At 64.1% G+C, this 18,429-nt stretch carries 20 protein-coding genes and 4 pseudogenes; 6 read left to right on the top strand and 18 right to left on the bottom strand.

From position 1 onward, the window contains the following. Positions 1-4 precede the first annotated feature (4 nt). Both BVER_RS31145 and BVER_RS03400 read left to right on the top strand, forming a co-directional pair. Positions 5-256 (top strand): hypothetical protein, encoded by a 252-nt coding sequence (locus BVER_RS31145; RefSeq protein ID WP_157055912.1) that lies wholly within the window; start codon positions 5-7, stop codon positions 254-256. Next, positions 139-588 carry a fimbrial biogenesis chaperone gene (locus BVER_RS03400; RefSeq protein ID WP_083452026.1) on the top strand — a complete coding sequence of 150 codons (450 nt, stop codon included), beginning with the start codon at positions 139-141 and terminating at the stop codon, positions 586-588. The genes BVER_RS31145 and BVER_RS03400 overlap by 118 nt, the downstream gene beginning before the upstream one ends. Before the next feature lie 744 nt (positions 589-1,332). Here BVER_RS03400 and BVER_RS35085 read toward each other — a convergent pair. Beyond that, positions 1,333-1,467 (bottom strand): hypothetical protein, encoded by a 135-nt coding sequence (locus BVER_RS35085; RefSeq protein WP_269750738.1) that lies wholly within the window; start codon positions 1,465-1,467, stop codon positions 1,333-1,335. Here BVER_RS35085 and BVER_RS33305 point away from each other — a divergent pair. The 3 genes and pseudogenes from BVER_RS33305 to BVER_RS03385 form a co-directional block, all read left to right on the top strand. Then, a pseudogene (locus tag BVER_RS33305) lies at positions 1,409-1,762 on the top strand (fimbria/pilus outer membrane usher protein); the annotation flags it as partial. The gene BVER_RS35085 and the pseudogene BVER_RS33305 overlap by 59 nt on opposite strands. 439 nt (positions 1,763-2,201) lie before the next feature. Next, the gene (locus BVER_RS33300) at positions 2,202-3,197 is read left to right on the top strand and encodes a fimbria/pilus outer membrane usher protein (RefSeq protein ID WP_050452089.1); all 996 of its coding nucleotides are present in this window, start codon (positions 2,202-2,204) and stop codon (positions 3,195-3,197) included. A gap of 103 nt (positions 3,198-3,300) precedes the next feature. Continuing rightward, a complete protein-coding gene (locus BVER_RS03385) occupies positions 3,301-3,813 on the top strand; it encodes a GNAT family N-acetyltransferase (RefSeq protein WP_050452088.1) in 513 nt (170 codons plus the stop codon). Positions 3,814-4,005: 192 nt separating this feature from the next. Here the strand turns inward: BVER_RS03385 and BVER_RS03380 are convergent, their stop codons facing one another. From BVER_RS03380 to BVER_RS35865, 16 genes and pseudogenes are all read right to left on the bottom strand, one after another. Continuing rightward, positions 4,006-4,602, bottom strand: a complete 597-nt coding sequence (locus tag BVER_RS03380) for a LysE family translocator (protein WP_050452118.1) — start codon at positions 4,600-4,602, stop codon at positions 4,006-4,008. Positions 4,603-4,626: 24 nt separating this feature from the next. Beyond that, positions 4,627-5,896: pseudogene (locus tag BVER_RS03375) on the bottom strand (NAD(P)/FAD-dependent oxidoreductase). A gap of 34 nt (positions 5,897-5,930) precedes the next feature. Next, a complete protein-coding gene (locus tag BVER_RS03370) occupies positions 5,931-6,380 on the bottom strand; it encodes a hypothetical protein (protein WP_050452087.1) in 450 nt (149 codons plus the stop codon). 47 nt (positions 6,381-6,427) lie between these two features. Then, positions 6,428-7,681, bottom strand: coding sequence for a beta-ketoacyl-[acyl-carrier-protein] synthase family protein (locus BVER_RS03365; protein ID WP_050452086.1), 1,254 nt, complete (start codon positions 7,679-7,681; stop codon positions 6,428-6,430). Continuing rightward, a pseudogene (locus BVER_RS03360) lies at positions 7,678-8,878 on the bottom strand (beta-ketoacyl-ACP synthase). The gene BVER_RS03365 and the pseudogene BVER_RS03360 overlap by 4 nt, the downstream one beginning before the upstream one ends. 23 nt (positions 8,879-8,901) lie before the next feature. Then, positions 8,902-9,627: a 3-ketoacyl-ACP reductase FabG2 gene (locus tag BVER_RS03355; RefSeq protein ID WP_050452085.1), complete on the bottom strand. Its 726-nt coding sequence runs from the start codon at positions 9,625-9,627 to the stop codon at positions 8,902-8,904. Between the two features lie 4 nt (positions 9,628-9,631). Further along, positions 9,632-10,117 (bottom strand): ApeP family dehydratase, encoded by a 486-nt coding sequence (locus tag BVER_RS03350; RefSeq protein WP_050452084.1) that lies wholly within the window; start codon positions 10,115-10,117, stop codon positions 9,632-9,634. A 3-nt stretch (positions 10,118-10,120) separates the two neighbouring features. Further along, positions 10,121-11,302 (bottom strand): beta-ketoacyl-ACP synthase, encoded by a 1,182-nt coding sequence (locus BVER_RS03345; protein WP_050452117.1) that lies wholly within the window; start codon positions 11,300-11,302, stop codon positions 10,121-10,123. 2 nt (positions 11,303-11,304) lie between these two features. Next, positions 11,305-13,092 (bottom strand): MMPL family transporter, encoded by a 1,788-nt coding sequence (locus BVER_RS03340; protein WP_232316360.1) that lies wholly within the window; start codon positions 13,090-13,092, stop codon positions 11,305-11,307. Next, positions 13,046-13,648, bottom strand: coding sequence for a hypothetical protein (locus tag BVER_RS33295; protein ID WP_232316359.1), 603 nt, complete (start codon positions 13,646-13,648; stop codon positions 13,046-13,048). Before BVER_RS33295 ends, BVER_RS03340 begins: the two co-directional genes overlap by 47 nt. Positions 13,649-13,701: 53 nt before the next feature. Beyond that, positions 13,702-14,343, bottom strand: coding sequence for a LolA family protein (locus tag BVER_RS03335; RefSeq protein WP_050452083.1), 642 nt, complete (start codon positions 14,341-14,343; stop codon positions 13,702-13,704). Continuing rightward, positions 14,340-14,774: an acyl-CoA thioesterase gene (locus BVER_RS03330; protein WP_050452082.1), complete on the bottom strand. Its 435-nt coding sequence runs from the start codon at positions 14,772-14,774 to the stop codon at positions 14,340-14,342. The genes BVER_RS03335 and BVER_RS03330 overlap by 4 nt, the downstream gene beginning before the upstream one ends. Further along, on the bottom strand, positions 14,767-15,351 hold the full coding sequence (locus BVER_RS36175; RefSeq protein ID WP_370444177.1) for a lysophospholipid acyltransferase family protein: 585 nt from the start codon (positions 15,349-15,351) through the stop codon (positions 14,767-14,769). The genes BVER_RS03330 and BVER_RS36175 overlap by 8 nt, the downstream gene beginning before the upstream one ends. After that, on the bottom strand, positions 15,279-16,493 hold the full coding sequence (locus BVER_RS03325; RefSeq protein ID WP_370444176.1) for a glycosyltransferase family 2 protein: 1,215 nt from the start codon (positions 16,491-16,493) through the stop codon (positions 15,279-15,281). Before BVER_RS03325 ends, BVER_RS36175 begins: the two co-directional genes overlap by 73 nt. Continuing rightward, positions 16,490-17,293, bottom strand: coding sequence for an ApeI family dehydratase (locus BVER_RS29780; RefSeq protein ID WP_232316358.1), 804 nt, complete (start codon positions 17,291-17,293; stop codon positions 16,490-16,492). The genes BVER_RS03325 and BVER_RS29780 overlap by 4 nt, the downstream gene beginning before the upstream one ends. A gap of 42 nt (positions 17,294-17,335) precedes the next feature. Then, positions 17,336-17,665, bottom strand: a pseudogene (locus tag BVER_RS35865) (AMP-binding protein); the annotation flags it as partial. 12 nt (positions 17,666-17,677) lie between these two features. Between BVER_RS35865 and BVER_RS35860 the strand changes: the two are divergent. Then, complete coding sequence (locus BVER_RS35860) at positions 17,678-17,893, top strand: hypothetical protein (RefSeq protein WP_198155146.1); 216 nt, start codon at positions 17,678-17,680, stop codon at positions 17,891-17,893. 244 nt (positions 17,894-18,137) lie between these two features. Here the strand turns inward: BVER_RS35860 and BVER_RS03310 are convergent, their stop codons facing one another. Next, positions 18,138-18,350: a COG4648 family protein gene (locus BVER_RS03310; RefSeq protein ID WP_157055908.1), complete on the bottom strand. Its 213-nt coding sequence runs from the start codon at positions 18,348-18,350 to the stop codon at positions 18,138-18,140. Positions 18,351-18,429 lie beyond the last annotated feature (79 nt).

Genomic DNA, 18,429 nt, shown 5'->3' with positions numbered 1-18,429 from the left:
CGTCATGTCGAAGACCGTTTTCATGCGCGCGATCGCCGCCGTGGCGTTCGCAATGGCGGCGCACGCGCACGCCGGCTCCTTGCAGGTGTCGCCGATTCGCGTCGATCTGTCGGCCGAACAGCCCGCCGCCGTGATGAGCTGCACAATCGCGGCGATCAGCCGATCACCGCGCAAGTCCGCGTATTCGGCTGGTCGCAGACGCTCGACGAGGATCATCTCGACGACGCGAAAGGCATCGTCGCGAGCCCGCCGATGATCACGATTCCCGCTGGCGGCGATCAGACCGTGCGGATTCTGCGCACCGGCCGCGACGCGCCGCAGGGCGAGGAAACCTATCGCCTGCTGGTCGACGAGATTCCGCAAGCGGAAGCCGCGCGCAGCACTGGCGTGCGCATGCAGTTGCGCTATTCGGTGCCGGTATTCGCGGGCACGCCCGCCGGTCCCGCCGTGCCGAAGATCGATTTCTCGCTGCAACAGGTGCCGATGCCCGGCGCCGCGGGCGGCAAGGATGCGCCGATGCGCGTCATGCTGCGCGCCTCGAACGACGACGCCGCGCACGCGCAACTGAGCCAGGTCCGTATCGAATAGGCCGACGGCCGCACGACGGAAGTCGCGCCCGGCCTGCTCGGTTACGCGCTCGCGCACGCGTCGCGTCAGTGGCCGGTCGCCGAGGCGGGAGCGGGACAATCGAGCGCCACGGTGCACGCGATCGTCAACGGCACGCCGGTGACCTCGCATGTGACGCTCGACAGCAAGCTCGTGGTTTCGTCCGCGAAGTAAGGTTTCGTGAAGCTCAGGGATCGCCCCGCGTGTGGCCGGGGAATACCGCATGCACGCTCGCGCAATCGTTGGCCCAGGGTTCGGCCAACGGCGCTGGCGGTGGGCGCGTCCCTGAGTTTCGCGATCCACGCGGGTTGGGCGGCACAGACCGGCGCGCCTGCTGCCGCGTCGGGTGCTCCTGACATCGCGGCGGCGGCGAATGCGCCGACTGCAAGCACCGGCGCGCCCGTCAAAAGCGACGGCGTGCTCTATCTCGAAGTGCTGATCAACGGCGTCTCGACCGAGCAGGTCGCGCAGTTCTATCTGATCGGCGGCGCGATCTTCGCGCGTGCCGAACGCGCTCGGCGACGCCGCGCAACGCCGCCCGATCTCGGCGACCGGCACCGGCGCGCTCATCAACTACGAATTCACGGTCCAGCCGCAGGACGAATCGCGCTACGCGCTCTACAGCGAGGAGCGCTTTTTCTATCCCGGCGGCACCTTCAGCAATACCGGCACGGCCTATCGCTACGGCGAGCGCACCGGCTACACGCGCCTCGATACCTCGTGGCGTCACTCCGATCCGTCCACGATGATCACCACGCGCGTCGGCGACACCATCAGCTCGTCGCTGTCGTGGACGCGCCCGGTGCGCATTGGCGGCGTGCAGGTGTCGCGCGATTTCTCGCTGCGCCCCGACCTCGTCACCTATCCGGTGCCGACGCTGTCCGGCTCGGGCGCCGTGCCGACCGCCGTCGATCTGTACGTGAACAACGTGCGCCAGTACAGCGGCAACGCGCCGTCCGGCCCGTTCGTCATCAACGCGGTGCCCGCGGTGACGGGCGCGGGCGAGGCGACCATCGTCACGCGCGACGCGCTCGGCCGCAACGTCATGACGACCGTGCCGCTCTACATGGATTCGCGCCTGCTCGCGCCGGGCCTGATGGATTTCTCGATGGAAGCCGGTTTGGTGCGCCGCAACTACGGCGTCGATTCGATGAGCTACGGCGAGCCGTCGCTGTCGGCGTCGCTGCGGCGCGGCATGACGGATCTGCTGACGCTCGAAACGCACATGGAAGCGACGCGCGGCATCGTCAATCTGGGTATCGGCGGGCTGATCCGCGCGGGCGACATGGGCGTGGTGAACCTGTCGACGGCGGCGAGCACGGGCAAGGTGATGGCATCGATCCCCGCCTACGCCTACAACTACGCCATCGGCGCAAACGATTCACAGACCGACACGCCCGCCGCCGGTTCGACGATCACGACGACCTCCGGCACCGGCGCGCAGTTCACTGCCGGCTGGCAATATCGCGCGCAGTACGTCTCCGTCGATATGCAATTGCAGCGCGCCACCTCCCATTACGGCGATCTGGCGTCCAGCGAAGGCACGCCGGTCGCCCGCTCGACCGAACGCGCGACGGTGTCCGTGCCGTTCCCGCATGGGCTCGGTGCCGGCGTCGGTCAGCGCGACCTATGTCGGCGTCGACGATCCGTATTCGGGCCGCTCGCGGATCGGCTCGCTAGCGTATTCGTCGACCATCGCGAGCCGCGTGTCGATGGCCGCGAGCGTCTATCACGACTTCGGCGGCACGCGGAACACGGGCGTGTTCGTCGCGCTGTCGATGCCTTTCGGCGGCAACATGAACGCCAGCGTCTCGGGCGGCTTCGACCAGCATTCGCCGATGGTCAACGCGTCGCTCTCGCGCACGCCGGATTACGAAGGCGGCTTCGGCTGGCAGTTGCAGGGCGGCCGTCAGGACACCAATACCATCGGCCTCGGCCAGGCGACCTACCGCAGCCGCTACGGCGACCTGATCGGTTCGGTCTACCAGAATCGCGGCCGCACCTCGACCGAACTCGACGGTTCCGGCTCGCTCGTCTTCATGGCGGGCGACGTGCTGGCGGGCCGCCGCATCGACGACGCCTTCGCCGTGGTCGATACCAACGGCGTGCCGAACGTGCCGGTGCTGCACGAAAACCGGCTGATCGGCACGACCAACAGCGCCGGCCATCTGCTGGTGCCGAACCTGCTGGCCTACGACGCCAACCATCTGTCGATCGACCCGCTGCGCCTGCCGGCCACCATGTCGATCAGTTCGACCAACCTGAACGTGTCGCCGCAGGCGCGCGCGGGCGTGCTGGCGCGCTTTTCCATCGCCAGTTTCAGCGGCGCGCAGCTCAAACTGGTCGACGAAAAAGGCCGGCCGCTCGCGCCGGGCGCGCGCGCGATCGTTTCGGAAACCGGTAAGCAATACGTGATCGGCTACGACGGCCTGACCTTCATCGACGATCTGAAGCCGAAAAACCACCTGCTCGCGCAATGGAACACGGCCGAAGGCCGCCGCGCCTGCGAACTCGACGTGCCTTTCGCGCCGACCGCCGACCACGCGCTGGACACGCTCGGACCGTTCGTCTGCAAGGCGGTCACGCGCTGAGATCGCCAAAAATGCGCCCGGACGGATTCGGCACGCTTTGCAGCGCCATTTCCTCAGCTTGTTTATGATGTTCGCCTGGTCAATCCACGCGTGCCCTGCCGCCATGAAAAAGGAAACCCCTTTCACCCTGCGCCGCCTCACCGCCGACGATACCGAAGCCTTCCGCGAAATCCGCCTGGAGGTGCTGCGCCGCTATCCCGAATCGTTCGGCTCCGATCATCGCGACGAGCGGGCGCAGACGCCCGACTGGTTCCGCGCCCGCATTGCCGATCATGCGGTGTTCGGGGCATTCGTCGAGGAAGAAGTATTGGCCGGCGTCGCGGGCCTGCAGATTCCCACCGGCGTCAAGATGAAGCACAAGGGCTTTCTGTGGGGCATGTACGTGCGGCCGATCGCGCGCGGCACGGGCGTGGCGGCGGGCCTGCTCAATCAGGTGATCGAGCACGCGCGCGGCGTGGTCGAGAAAATCAAGCTGGAAGTGTCGCCGGACAACGCGGCGGCACTGCGGCTGTACGAATCGGCGGGCTTTACCGTCTATGCGCGGGAACCGCAGGCGCTCAAGATCGGCGATACCTACCACGACTCCCTGCTGATGCGCCTGCCGCTCGTCAAATGAAGTTCAGAGTTTACTGGTTCGCAAGATCGTCTGTTTAACTAACAATAGCTGCGGGTTTGAAGCACCCCGCAGTGTCCAAACAAGGCACTGGTTCTCACCCCGCCCACCCCATTTGGGCGGGGGTTTTTTTGCAGTTTGCTTTCTTTGAGAAGGTGCTCAGCGGCTTGGGCAAGGCCCGCCGTCTGTGCCGATCTATTGGATCAGGCTCAACGCCAGCCACAGCGCAAACAGTCCCAGCACGAACGCCGCGATCCGGTACATGCGTTGCGTGCCGAGAACGGATCGTCGACCGCGACCCAGGCCCGCACCCAGCATGATCCATCCCAGCGCGACCGGCAGCAGCGCGAGGGTAAACAGCGACATGGCGGGCAGATACGCCGCCAACGCGGTAAAAGCCGCCGCCGGGAAAATCGCGCTGGCGAACAGCATCGCCTTCGGATTGAGAAGCGTCGCGACGAACAGCGATCTCATGCTCACCGGAGCGCCGTGTGCGAGCCCAGCCTGAGCCGATGCCCGCCACATGCGCACCGCGAGTATCGCGACGTAGCCGACGCTCAGAATGCGCAGACAGAGCGGCACCCACGCGAATCCGTCCGCGATGCGCGTGACCAGCCATCCCCACGCCGAGATCGACGCCAGATAACCGGCCAGTTCGGCCATGATCAGCGGCATCGCGCGTCGCGCGCCCGATTGCATTCCGGCGGCCGCGAGCAGCGTGTTGGTCGGCCCGGGTGTAATCAGCAGCACGGCGATGCCGAGCCAGAGTTGCAACGCCATCGATGGCAACATCGGCGAGATCACGATATCTGGCGCTCAGCCCGCGCTCGCCTGCTTCGACGCGCCGGCGCACAGCGCCCATAGCGTGTCGAGACGACGCGCCGCATCGGCCACGAAAGGATTGCTCTGATCCCAGGCATATCCGGCCAGGACCGCACTGATCATCTTGCGCAAGCCAGTGCTCTGATCCGGGTAGAAGATGATGTTCCTGCAAACGTCCCGAATACCAACGCTCCACAAACGCCCTGAACGTGTCGATTCCGCGCCGCAGCGGATCGTCGAAAGCGGTTTGCCAGTCCACCTGCTCGCCGCCGAGTTGCTTGTCGAGTGCTTCGGCCGCCAGATGCGCGGAGCGCAGCGCGATCGTCACGCCCGAAGAGAACACCGGATCGAGAAACTCGCCGGCGTTGCCCAGCAGCGCATAGCCCGGACCGTGCAAGCGTTCGACATTGGCGGAGTAGCCGCCGATATGTCGCGGCGGCATGCAGAACTCCGCGTCACCGAGCAAGCCGCCGATCGTCGGTTCGCTGCGGATCAGTTCGCGCAGCGCGCGCTCACGCTCTTCCTCGGGCACATCGAGGAAATCGCTTTGCGCCACGCAGCCGACTGAGGTCTTGCCGTGCGCTAGCGGAATCATCCAGAACCACACGGCGGCATGCTGCGGATGCACGCCGATCACGATCTTGTCGCGATCCGTCGTACCTGCAGGAATGCGATCCCGCACGTGCGTGAACAGCGCGCTGCGCTCCACCATGCGCGTAGGCGCTTCCAGATTCAGCAGACGTGGCAGAACCCGACCGAAACCGCTTGCATCGAGCACGAAGCGCGCATGCACGCGGTATGGCGCGCCATGCTCGTCGACGACCTCGAGCATGGGCCGGTCGCCGGTGCGCATCGCCCGCACTTCGTGATTGAAACGAACCTCGGCGCCGGCATCGATCGCGCAGTCGATCAGAATCTGATCGAAAACAGCGCGTTCGACCTGATACGTGGTCCCCCATCCCGGCGTGGATTTCTCACGAAAGTCGTACACGGAGCGCTCGTTGCCGCGCACGAAACACGCGCCGTTCTTGAACTGAAATCCTGCCTGGATCACGGCCTGCAGCATGCCGGCTTCCTCGAGATAGGCCATGCTCTGCGGCAGCAGGCTTTCTCCGATCGAGAAACGCGGGAAGGTCTGTCGCTCGAGCACCAGCACCGAGTGGCCGCGCTTTCTCAGAAGCGCCGCCGCCACCGCGCCAGACGGGCCAGCGCCGATCACGGCTACATCGACGTTCTGTTCGCTTATCAATTCATTCACCACCATATGTTCCTTTCGCTAGTGTCGGCAACGCGCTCGCCTACTTTTGCAATTTGACCAAGCGTGCTTTCAGCGCTACGCCCGCCATCAGCGCCCCTGCTCCGCATGTGAACTCAGTGGCGCTCGCGCGCTCGTTGTTCTTGTAGTTGCTCACGATGTCGATCACCGCATCCGCGCCGTCGAGTTTCGCGCGAGCCTGCAGTTGAATCAGCGCGGACAAAAACGCCCGTTGACACGCGAATTCGTCGTTGACGCCCAGAGCGCTTGTCTTCTTGTTGGTCGCCACATTTCCCAGCGACGACACCACTTCCGGATGATCCTGTCCGGCGAAATAAAGCGAAATCTGCGGATCGATCTTGTCCGCGCCTTCACCGCTCTTCAGCGCGCCGGCAATCGGATAGTTGTCGACCGTGTTGCGGGCCAGCGCAGGCATCGCGGCAGCCAAAAACAGCCATGCGGCCGCGGTGGAGATCAGAATGCTTTTGAACATGTGTTTAACTCCGGTTGAAAAAATTTGAGGTTGTCTAACGATGCGGTTCACGCGCTGAGTTGTCGTTCACCTGCGCGAAATGCAAGGCATGCGGCCACGCCTCCGAATCCGAAGGACACGGACAAGGCGTGCTCGATCCGCGCGTCACGGGTTGTGGCGATCAGCGGCAATCCGTACGTCGCCGGTGCGGGCGTCGAGAAATTGACGGCTCCGGCGGCGAAGCCGTCGCGCATCATCAGAAGCGTGGCGATCGCATCGAGTGCGCCGGCCGCGCCGAGCGCATGTCCGATCGATCCCTTGATCGAAGAGAAAGGCGGCAACGAGTGCCCGAAGACGTTCGTCAGCGCATGCAACTCCTCGTCGTCGCCGAGGAGCGTGGAAGGCGCATGCGTATTGATGTAGTCGGGCACGCGGGCGTTGTCGGTCACTTCGCAGTCGGCACGCCACGCTTCGCGTATGGCACGGGCGATACCGGCGCGTCCCGGCGCGCTCATGCAGCGTCCTTCGCTTGCCTGCGCGAAGCCTGTCAGTTCCGCGTAGATGGATGCGCCGCGCCGCAGCGCATGGTCGCGCTCTTCCAGGACCAGCACGCCCGCGCCGGAGGCCATCACGAAGCCGTCGCGACCTTCGTCGTAAGGCCGTGAGGCGTGATGCGGATCGTCGTTGTAGCTGGTCGAAAGCACACCCATCGCACCGAACATCGTCGCCGTACCGGTGTGCAATTCCTCGCTACCGCCCGCCAGCACGATTCGCTGTGCGCCGCTACGGACCAGTTGCATCGCCTGCCCGATCACGAGCGTGGAGGTGCAGCATGCCGCGGAAGGCGAATACGTCACGCCCTGCACGCCGAAAGCATAGGCAAGCGCCGCCGAACAGGTGCTGCTCATGACGCGCGTGACCACGTAAGGCCCTGCCCTTTCCGGTCCGCGCTGCGCGACCAGCGCCATCGCTTCGTCGTATTCGCTGACTGCGCCGACGCCCGAACCCACCACTGCGCCGGCATCGGGCGCGGCGAATCGCGCGGGCGCGAGGCCGGCATCCGCGATCGCTGCGCGGGCCGCGATACACGCGAAGCGCCCGGTATCGCCGACGAAGCGGTCGATTTTCCGATCGAGCGGTTCGCACGCGGCGACGCTCGCCCGTCCCGCCACCTGACTCGGCAATCCGAGCGCGCGCCACGCATCGATCCGCGCGATGCCACTCCGTCCGGCGCGCAGGCCGACGGAGAATTCATCGAGCGTGTTGCCGAGGCTGGATACGACACCCATACCGGTCACGACGACGCGCCGCATGCGGCTCATACGATCTGCCTGAAAATAAGCGACGTGTTGATGCCACCGAATGCGAAGTTATTGCTCATCACGTATTCGGTATCGATGCGGCGAGCGCAATCCACGATATAGTCCAGCGCCGCGCATGCCGGATCCACCCTCGACAGATTGAGCGTCGGCGCGAAGGACTGGCATTTCATCATTTCGATGGTCCACCATGCTTCCATCGCCCCACATGCGCCCAGCGTGTGTCCCACATAGCTCTTCAGCGAACTGATGGGTACACGCTCGCCGAACAGCGCCGCGCTCGCGTGGCTTTCGGCTATATCGCCGCGATCGGTGGCCGTGCCGTGCGCATTCACATAGCCGATGGCTGCGGCGTCCAGAGATGCGTTTTCCAGCGCCCGGTGCATGGCTCCCGCCATCGTGTCCGCCTTCGGTTGCGTCATATGCGCGCCATCCGAATTGGTCGCGAACCCAACTACTTCCGCGTGAATCGTGGCGCCACGCGCGCGCATGCTCGTATTCCTCGAGTACGAGCGTGGCCGCGCCCTCGCCCACCACGAGGCCGTCGCGGGAGGCGTCGAACGGACGGGGCGTGAGATGCGGCTCGTCGTTGCGCGTACTGGTCGCGTACAGCGTGTCGAACACGGCGACGGCCGGACCCGACAATTCCTCGGCGCCGCCCGCGAGCATCATCGTCTGATGGCCTCCGGCGATCGCTTCGTACGCGTATCCGATTGCCTGACTGCTCGACGTACAGGCGCTCGACGTCGGGATCACGCGTCCCTTCAAATCCCAGAAGAGGCTCACGTTCACAGCCGTCGTATGCGGCATCATCTGCACATAGGAGTTCGATGTGACGCCCGCCATCGACCCGCTTTCGAGCATGCGGCCGAATGCGCGAATCGGCTCGACGGAGCCGCACGAGGAACCGTACGCGACGCCCATACGACCGTCGGCGATGCTCGGATCGCCGCTCAGGCCCGCATCGTCAAGCGCCAGCTCACTGGCCCGGGTCGCGTAAAGCGAAACGAGACCCATCGAACGAGTCTTTTTGCGCGAATAGTGTTCCGGAATGTCGAAGGCCGGAAGCGGACACGCCAGCCGCGTATGCAGCGACTCGAAAAAATCCCACTCCGGCATGCGTCGCACGGCATTGCGTCCCGCGCGCATGTGGGCTTCGATGGCCGCCCAATCGTTTCCGAGCGGTGTAACGCCGCCCATGCCTGTCACGACAACGCGCTTGCTCACACCATCCCTCCGTTGACGCCGATGACCTGCCGCGTCACATAGGACGCCTGATCCGACATCAGGAATCCCACCACCGCCGCGACTTCCGCCGGCTTGCCGACGCGATTCATGGGCACGGTCCGCAGAATCTGGTCGACGGGGACCTGATCGAGCATGTCCGTATCGATCAGGCCCGGCGCCACGCAATTGACCGTGATGCCGCGTCCGGCCAGTTCGACGGCCAGCGCCTTGCTCGCGCCGATCAGGCCCGCCTTGGCCGCGCTGTAGTTCACCTGTCCGCGATTGCCTGTCACGCCGGATACCGACGCGATCGTGACGATGCGTCCGCCTGCCCTCGCGAGGACCATCGGCATCGTGAGCGGCTGGACGACGTTGAAGAATCCATTGAGTCCGGTATCGACCACCGTGTCCCAGTCATCGCCCGTCAGCGCCGGAAACGCGGCGTCGCGTGTCACGCCCGCGCAGCAGACGACGCCGTAATAGGCGCCATGCGCGGCGATATCGGCTCCGATGGCCGACACGCTGGCCTCGCGATCGCGGACGTCGAACTGAAGCACGGATGCTCCGCCGCCCGCCGCCACGATGGCGTGCGCTACCGCATCGCCTTCTTCGCGGCTCGTTCGGCAGTGGACGGTGACGGCGAAACCGTCATTGGCCAACTGCAATGCGATCGCACGTCCGATGCCGCGGCTGGCGCCAGTAACTAAAACGCGTCGTGACATGACATCAGACTCCTTGCATAAATGCCCGAAAATCGTCGGGCTGGTAGACCTTGACGATGGCGTGCGCCAGGCACGCGCCAGCGTCGTTGGAAATCGCGCAGTCGTAGGCGCCGTGCCCCGCCGCGCTTCGCAACACCTGTTTCGCGTTGATGTGCAGTCGCGTGTGCGCGGCAAACGCGTTCACGCTCGCCTCATACTGCTGCGTACCCAGCAACACACCGGGACGGGCGACGCCACCCTCGCACCCCGTCAACAGGCTCACGTGAACGCCGATGGCCTGCGCCATCAATTCGATTCCGATCCAGTTCGGCATGGCACCGTCGTCATCCGCATACCACGCATCGGAGTTCACTTGAGCGCTGACACACACGCTCAGTCGATCGAAAGAAATAACCGAGTCGAGCAACTTCATCGTGCCGCGATGCGGCAGTAACTCGTCGATCGGCGGCAAGGTCTCGGCGCACTGTTTTATGGCTTGATCCAGATCCATCGTCTATCCGTGCAAAATCAGGCTGGCGTTGCTCCCGCCGAACGCGAACGAATTGCTCATCACGTAAGCGTCTCCGGTGAGACGGCGTGTGTCTTCGATGAGATCGAGCGCCGGGGCGGCCTGCCGGTCCCAGACGTGGCACGGCAGCGCGATGCGCGAACGCATATCGGATCCGTCGAGTGTCAGCCAGGCCAGCGCGAGTTCGGTCGCGGCCGCGGCGCCCAGCGTGTGGCCCGTGAAAGGCTTGGTGCCGCTCGTCGGCACGCCTGACGGAAAGACGCGGCTCATGAGACGCGCTTCCATTTCGTCATTCTTGATGGTCGCGGTGGCGTGAAGATTCACGTAGCCGACGGCGCGCGGCTCGATGCCGGCGCCGGCAAGCGCCTGCCGCAACGCGAGCTCCGCGCCCGCGCCCTCGGGTTCCGGCGACGAGATGTGATACGCATCGCTCGATTCGCCCACACCGGCGATCGACACGCGCGCTTCTTCGCGCGACAGCAGAAACACCGCCGCCCCTTCGCCGATATTGATGCCGCGCCGGTTCCGGCTCATCGGATTGGCGCGGGTGTCGCTGGTCGATTCGAGCGATGCGAATCCCTGGATCGTGAGTGCGCAAAGGGTATCCACGCCGCCCGCGATCACCGCATCGCACACGTTCGCCTGCAGCAAGCGCCTCGCGCTGATGATCGCCTTCGCGCTGGATGTGCAGGCGGTCGACACGGTGTACGCGGGTCCGGTCACGCCGAGTGCGGCTGCAGCGAACGGCGCGACTGCGCCAATTTCCATCTGCCGGTAATCGAAAAGCGCCGGCAGCACGCCGTGATGCACACGATGCGACCATGCCGCTTCGGCCTCGGCCATGCCGGACGTGCTCGTGCCGATCACAACGCCGATCCGGTGTGCGCCAAAGCGCTCGCGCGCATGCTCGATGGCGTCGACAATCTGCGCCAGCGCGGCGAGCAACAGGCGATTGTTGCGACAATCGTACGGGGAGAGATGCTCCGGCGGAGCCAGCGATAACGGTGCCGTTACGCGCCCCAGATAGCCTTGCCGCCACGCGTCGAGCCGGGCAGGTCCGAGTCCCGGTGCGACGCCAAGGCCAAGCGCCGACGCAACCTCGTTGCTATCGTTGCCCAGCGCGTTGAGCATCTCCACGCCGTGAATAAATACACGTGATGTATGCATTGTCAGCATCCCTCCTGTGCGAGCGCACCGGAGACCGGCGTCTCGAAACCAATCGGCGAAAGCAAGGCTGACAGAGCGATACCGACGGAAAGCGTCATTCCAAAGCTTTGCAGGGCAGGCATCGAAGTCAACGACAAGCTGCCGAACGACAGCAGCGCCGACAACAGCACGCCGGCCCAGATCGCACCGGGCCAAGTCCGGGATCCGTCATCGGACACCATTCCTTCGCGGAGAAACACGGCATAGTTCGATCCCACGCACAGCACGAGCATGAGCGCCAGCCAATGGAACAGGTTGAGCGGAATGCCCACGTATCCGAACAACGCCAGCGTCGCGCCGATCGAGAGCGTGACCGGAGCTGCCAACGCACAGGCGGGTTTCATCCCGTACCGCCATGCGAGCGAAACCAGCATGACGCCGAGCGCCGCCACGAGCCACAGGCCGGCACTGCGCCGATACTTCCCGAACACAGACGAAACGCTCGCGGCCTTGTCGACGAAGGCGACGCCCGGAAGGCCTTTCACCGCGGCGCTCAGAGCGGGGAGCACGCGCTCGCCCGCGCCGATTGGAAACGCGATCGCAGCGTAACCGCCTTCAGGCAAACGCCCCATCCATAGCTGGCGATACGGCTCGGCCATCGGCAAGCGCAACCAGGTCTCGATGCGCAACGGCACATGCGGTTCAAGATGCGCGGCGATATACGCGCGCGCCACGTCGTCGCGAAAATGGGACGCGACGAGCGCGTTGAAAACGGCTTTGTCGTCGGAGAAAAGACGCGCGTCGAGCAGCTTCCGGTCGCGCGCCTGCGTTTGCGCCGAAGGCACGAACCGGGTCAGCGCCTGTACCGATCGCAAGTCGCCTTGCTCGACCAACTTGTCCAGCCGTGCAACGAGCGCTTCGGTTCGCGTCAGCACGGTTTCCTGATCTTCGCCGCGAACCAGAAAGAACTGCGAACCGCCTTCGAATCCGATCGCTTCGCGAATGACGCGCTCCTGCGCCGTCAGCGAGGCATCGCGCTTGACGAGGAGATGAATGTCGTCGTCACTCGCAAGACGCAGCCAACCCGGCACGCTCACCACGACGACAGTCGCCGCGACGATCGCACCGCGTCGTCCCGCGAGCGCCGCGCGCCATCGATCGAGGACAAACGTTGCGGACTCGAACAGCCGCTTCGGAGCGCGTCGCGCAGGCTGACGAAGCAACTCGGGCAGTAACCACAACACGGATGCGTATGCCGAACCTAGCCCGACGATCGCGAAAATTGCGATTTGCGCCAGCGCGGGAAACAGCATCGCGGCCAGAATCGCGTATCCGAACAGACTTGTTCCCAGTGCGACGGTCAGACCTGCGCGCACGCGACTCAGGCCACGGCGCGTTTCCCATTTGCTGCCCATTGCCAGGTGCGCGACGAAGAGCTGTATGGAGTAGTCGACGGCTTCTCCGATCAGGCTCGCGCCGAAGATGAGCGTCAACAGATGGAGCTCGCCGAATACGGCAAGCCTCACGGCCAGCGCGCACAGCACGCCGATCGCCGTGGAGAGGTAACCGAGCGCGACCAGCTTTGCCGACCGAAACGCGAGCAGCATGATCACGCCGATGCCCAACGCCGACACCGCGCCAATCAGATGGACTTCCGATTCGGCTTGACGGCGCGCTTTATCAGCGTAAAACACCGCGCCCGCGCGGAAGAGTTCGACGTCCGGAAAGGCTTTCTGCAATCGCTGGCTCTCGCGCTCGACCGATTCACGTACCGCGCGCTGAACCTTGCCCTCGTAGGCGGAAGCCGGCAAGGTCGCCGTAACGATTACGCGCGTCTTGGCACCCTGACGCGCGATGAGAAAGTTGTCCTCGATCGTGAGATTGGCGGTGACAAGCGGCAGATCGGCGAGGAAGCGTTCGAGCCAGCCGAACGGATCTGCCGCAAGCGGCGTCGAGATACCGACGCGCAGCGCGCTGATTCACACGTCGCGCGAGTATGTCGTCGAACGAAGGTGCGCCAGATCGAAGAAGCGCGCGATCATGATTGCTCAACAGGCCGAACCGGTACGGCAAGTAGAAGCTTGCGATACCCGACAGATCGAACGGAGGCAACTCCGCCACGACATGGCGCAGCGCGCCGTCACCAGCAAGCCCCTTACCGAGAGACCTTGCAGCATCCTTTGCATGCTCGGCGTTCGTGCTGGACAACGCGAAGAAGACCCGGTCGCCCATCGCTCCCGCGAGTTGCTGAACGGAGCGTTCCGCGACCGGGTCGGCCTCGGTCTTCGGCAAAAGCGCGAGCAGATCCGTCTGCAATGGCGTTGCTTCGGAAAAGCGCACCGCGTAATAAAACGCCGCCGCCAGCACGATGCAAAACCAGACGAGCAGTCGCCACGCTCGCGACTGGAACACCATCCTCATCATCGCGCCTCGAACCAAGCGCGGTCCGAGTCGGACAGGCGCTCGAACGGAGATACGTCGACAAGCTCGATGAGCGTCACGTCTCCGTTCGGCGAGTTCAGACACAGGCTTTTCAATACCGCGCCGCCTTCGAGCCGCACGCTGCCGATCACCTGCTTGAGTTGCGGCTGGTCAGGCACGAGCAGCATGCTCCAGCGATCCGGCGAACCGCTCGTGCGTACCTCGAACTGCGCGTAAAGCGAGGACAAATCGCCATTCGCGAGCGCTCGCGCCATCGCTGACGCTTGCGTCGCGCCCGCCGCCGCACGCGTGCCGCGCGGGGACCGCCGAACGCGCATGTCGGTCGGATCGAGTTCCGTCACGCCTTGCGCTCCGACCACGTAGACGGATCGAAACGGTTCCGTAACGCGCCAGACCACGCCGAGATCGCGTGCGACCAACAGATCTCCCCGGCTCGTCAACGGCGCGTTCAACGCGGCCACCGTGGGCTTCTGCGTAAAACGCGCGCGCAGTCCAGCGCCCTGGGAAAGCCGTTGCACGATTGCACGCACAAGATCGGCATCCGACGGCGTCGCGCGGGCAAGCCGACGCCACGCGGACGGCGCAAGGCCGAGCGCTATCACAAATGCTCTGCGGTTCATGCCCGATTCGCCTCCGCCCGCGCCACCTTTTCAAACAGGATTTCGGGTGACACGTACTGCAACTCGCCAGTGGACGCGTTCAATGCAACTTGCGTGGTATAGCCCTTGGTGAGTATCGCGCCGCTTTCCGAATCGCGGATGCGGTACTCGATCTTCAAACGATTCTCGTATTCCACCAGCGCGGCCTCGACTTCGAGTCGTTGTCCATAGCGCGCCGAACGCACGAACTTCAGCTTGCATTCGACAATCGGCCAAACGTATCCGGAGGCTTCCATCTCGTCGTGGTCGTAATCCAGCACACGCTGAAGCGCGGCGCGTCCGAACTCGAAGTACTTAAGGTAATTGCCGTGCCAGCAAATGCGCATCGAATCCACGTCGTGGAACGGCACTTCTATCGTCGTGCAGGCGGACAGAATGCTTGCGTCAGTCATGAGGCTGATCCTTCGTCACTTGCGCGGTCTCACGCTGACGCCAGAAGTCGTAAAAATTGAACCATTGCAGAGGCGCCTTGCGGCAGTGGTGTTCGAGCCGGTCGGCGAAGCGTTGCGCGTATCGCGCGATGGCGACTTCGCGATCGCGGCGCGGCAAGGTGATGCGCTCGGCAAACCGTTCCAGATAAAGCCGATACTTGCCCTCTTCTTCCGGGCAGAAGATCAGATAGACCGGACAACCGAGCAGATGCGCCAACACATAGGGTCCTTGCGCGACAGACGCCGTTTCGCCGAAGAAGCGCACATCGACTGTTCGTTGCGATGCCACGGGAACGCGATCGCCGACGATCACCAGCAAGTCGCCCGCGTCGATACGCTGTTTCAGCAGCATGGCCGTATCGGGTCCGATGTCGGCAATTTCCAGCATGCCGCGCCGGAATGCCTCGCTCGCATGCGTCAGCATCGAATTGAAACGCTGCGCGTGCTCTGTGTAGACCACCGCCGTCACGCGCGACATGGCGCGGTAACTCGCCATCGCACGTACCATCTCAAGGCTACCGAAATGCGATCCGAGCAAGAGTGCGCCCTTGCCACTGAATGCGAGTTCGTCCAGCAGTTCCGGTGACGCGCACTCGAAGCGACCCGGCGGAATCTGGCCTCGCCATGCGACGAGTTTATAAAGCCCCGAGCGAGCGAACGACAGGATGTGCCGATAGAACGAACGCCAGCCGGGCATCGGCACATCGGCACATCGGCATGCGGCGTGGCGCGCGCGAGCCGCGCGAGATACGAGGCGGACGCCAGGCGAGCCGTGCGGCTCGTCAAAACGAAGTACGCCACCACTGGATGCAGCAACAGGCTCGTAAAACCTATGCCGAACACGCGCGTGGACCATGCAAGGAAACCCATGCCGAGCGCACTGCCCCGCTCCGCCGCACGCCACCAACCCTGAGTCGTGGCGCGGGCCGTCAGCTTGCGAGCGAGCAGCATCGGCGCACGCCGAAGCATGCCCAGGACCAGTCCCGCGTGCATGCGCGAGATGCGCAGGTTGTCGCGCCATACGTCGAAATGCGATAAGCCATCGGCAGCGTAGGTCACACGCGTCGGTATCATGACGACCTTCGTACCCCGCCAGTGCAACTGCACCAACACTTCGATATCGAAGTCCATTCGTTCGCCGAGCTTCACCGAATCGATCAGCGCGCATACCGCCGGCAACGGATAGAGCCTGAAGCCGCACATCGAGTCGCGAATTTCGAACGACATCGTTTCGACCCACACCCACGCGTGAGTGAGATAGCGGCCGTAACGACGCGATGCAGGCACGCTGTCGTCATAGACAGGTTGCCCGAGAATCAGCGCCGTCGGCACGCGATGCATGGCCTGGAGGAAACGAGGCACGTCAGCGGTATCGTGCTGACCGTCAGCGTCGATCTGCAATGCGTGCGTGTAACCCGCGTCGCGTGCTGTGCGCAGGCCTGTCATGACTGCCGCGCCCTTGCCGCCGTTACTTTCGCGTCGCAACAACATTACGTTCGACGCATGGCTGTCGCGCAATTCCTCGAGGATGCGGCGCGTCGGCGAATCGCTGCCATCGTCCACGACGATGCACGGCAGACCGTGCGCCAGTATCCGCGAGAGCGTGCCGCCGATCTCCCGTCCATGATTGAATACCGGAATGACGACACACGGCGCGATGTTCAGCGGTCCCTGGTTCATGCGCCGGCACTCCGGAATACGATCACGCCAGACGCGCAGGCGCGGTCTTCGAGACGATATTCGAAACGCACGCGTGCGTGCTCATGGTCGCAATCGAGCACGAGGGATAACAGTGCATCGGGACGCACCGGCGCCATGAACTTCAGACGCTGCACCGTGGCCACATCGCTCGAACGATTCATGTGACGCGAAGCGAAGCCAATCGCCCAATCGACCTGAACCACGCCTGGCAGGATCGGCATCGATGGAAAATGACCGGCGAAGTGGACCAGCGCAGTCGGGATATGCAGATCGAAGCACACCCGCTTGCCATCCACGATCTCGGAAAATACCTCAGGGCGGAGCTCGCTCACCTCGAATTCACGCATGAGGACGTGGGCAGGCAGTTTGCCGCGCTCATCGAAAGGCAAGGCTGCACGAAAGCGCCAACGGCGAGGCGTCACCGTGAAATGCTCGGAGAGACATTGAGTCAACTGACGTGTCATCGCCAGTCGCCCATGCTCGATCCAAGCCTGGGAGCCGGTTTCGGACAATTCAATCACGGCGGCCAGCCGGTCGCGCGATCGAGCCGTCTCGCCCGACAATTTGACGACCGCTGCCTGCCCGACGAACGGATGGCCCGCGAGGCGCCCCTCGACTTCCGTCAGCGACACTCGCTTGTCGTCAATCTTGACGATGCGATCCATCCGCCCGAGCAGATGAAAACGGCCGTCGCTGTCGAAGCGGACCGTATCCTGCGTGTGAAAGCTCGCACCGCGCGGCGACGCGAGAACGGCGAGGCTGGCGTCGTCGTTCTGCATGACTTCGACACCCGGAAGGACCGTCCATGACGCGTGCCGGTCCTGTCGTCGCCATGCAAGCGCGCCGGCTTCCGTGCAGCCGTAGATTTCCTCGGGTGCACACCCCAATCGCTCGATGTAAGGCCGCGCGACATCGGCGCTCAGGACTCCACCCGCGCTGAACACGCGCGTGGACGCCAACGCATCGAAGTCCAGCATCCGCGGCCAAAGCGCGAGATGGGCGGGACTGGCGATTACCGCGGTCGCTCGTTCCGTGCTGACGCATCGCGCAATGTCGATCGGCTGAGCGTACTTCGCACGATCGAAGGCACGTCCGGCGGCAAGCGGCCACAGAATCTGAAAAACCAGTCCGTAATAGTGATGATGCGGCACGCACCCCAGCACGTGCGCGCCATCGAGAAGGCCGCCCCACTGCTTTTCGAGCGCCTCGAGTTCTGCGTCGATTTGCGCACCGCTTTTGGCGTTCCGCTGGAACCGGACGTGTACATGACGAACGAGGCATCGTCGGGGATCGCGATCGAAATGGGCACGTCCGTGCGCACGCCGACCGGCAAGTCATGCAACACGACATCGAACGACTCGGAAAGCGTGGCCAGATGACCGCGCCCGGCATTGGCCGGAATCGACACGTTCTTTCCCGCTGCGAGAAGTGCGAACAGCGCGCAGGCGAAGTCGTACGGGTCCGCGATACACAGCGCGAAGCGCGTTTCGCTCATCGTCATGAATTGCGACATGTGCGTTGCAACGCGGTTGCGGAACGCGTCGAGCCGAATGACATCGGTATGGTCGATGCACACCGCGCGCCGAGGCGACACAACAAACACCTCACGCAAACTAATCAGGCTCATTTCGACAACGCCCCCGTCGATGGTTTGAGCACCAGAACGCGCCACAGCCATTCCACAGCGATCAACGCACCGATCAGCCCATACACCAGACCGCCGTTATACAGCGCCCATGCTTCGCGCGAAAAGCGCCATGCCGAGTAGGCGGAAAAGCACGCATTGCACAGATCGGCATAGGGGCGGCCAGCAAGCTGGCCGGTCCCCTGCCACACCACCCTGCCACACCACCCGGCGTGCGGGTCCGCACCGGGCGGTTCGGGAAGTTGAGGTTATGTGAGGCGAGGCATGCCA

Source organism: Candidatus Burkholderia verschuerenii (assembly GCF_001189365.1).
In the GTDB taxonomy this organism is placed as follows: Bacteria; Pseudomonadota; Gammaproteobacteria; order Burkholderiales; family Burkholderiaceae; genus Caballeronia; species Caballeronia verschuerenii.
The sequence above is the reverse complement of the archived record's forward strand: the minus strand, read 5'-3'. Positions and strand labels throughout refer to the sequence as shown.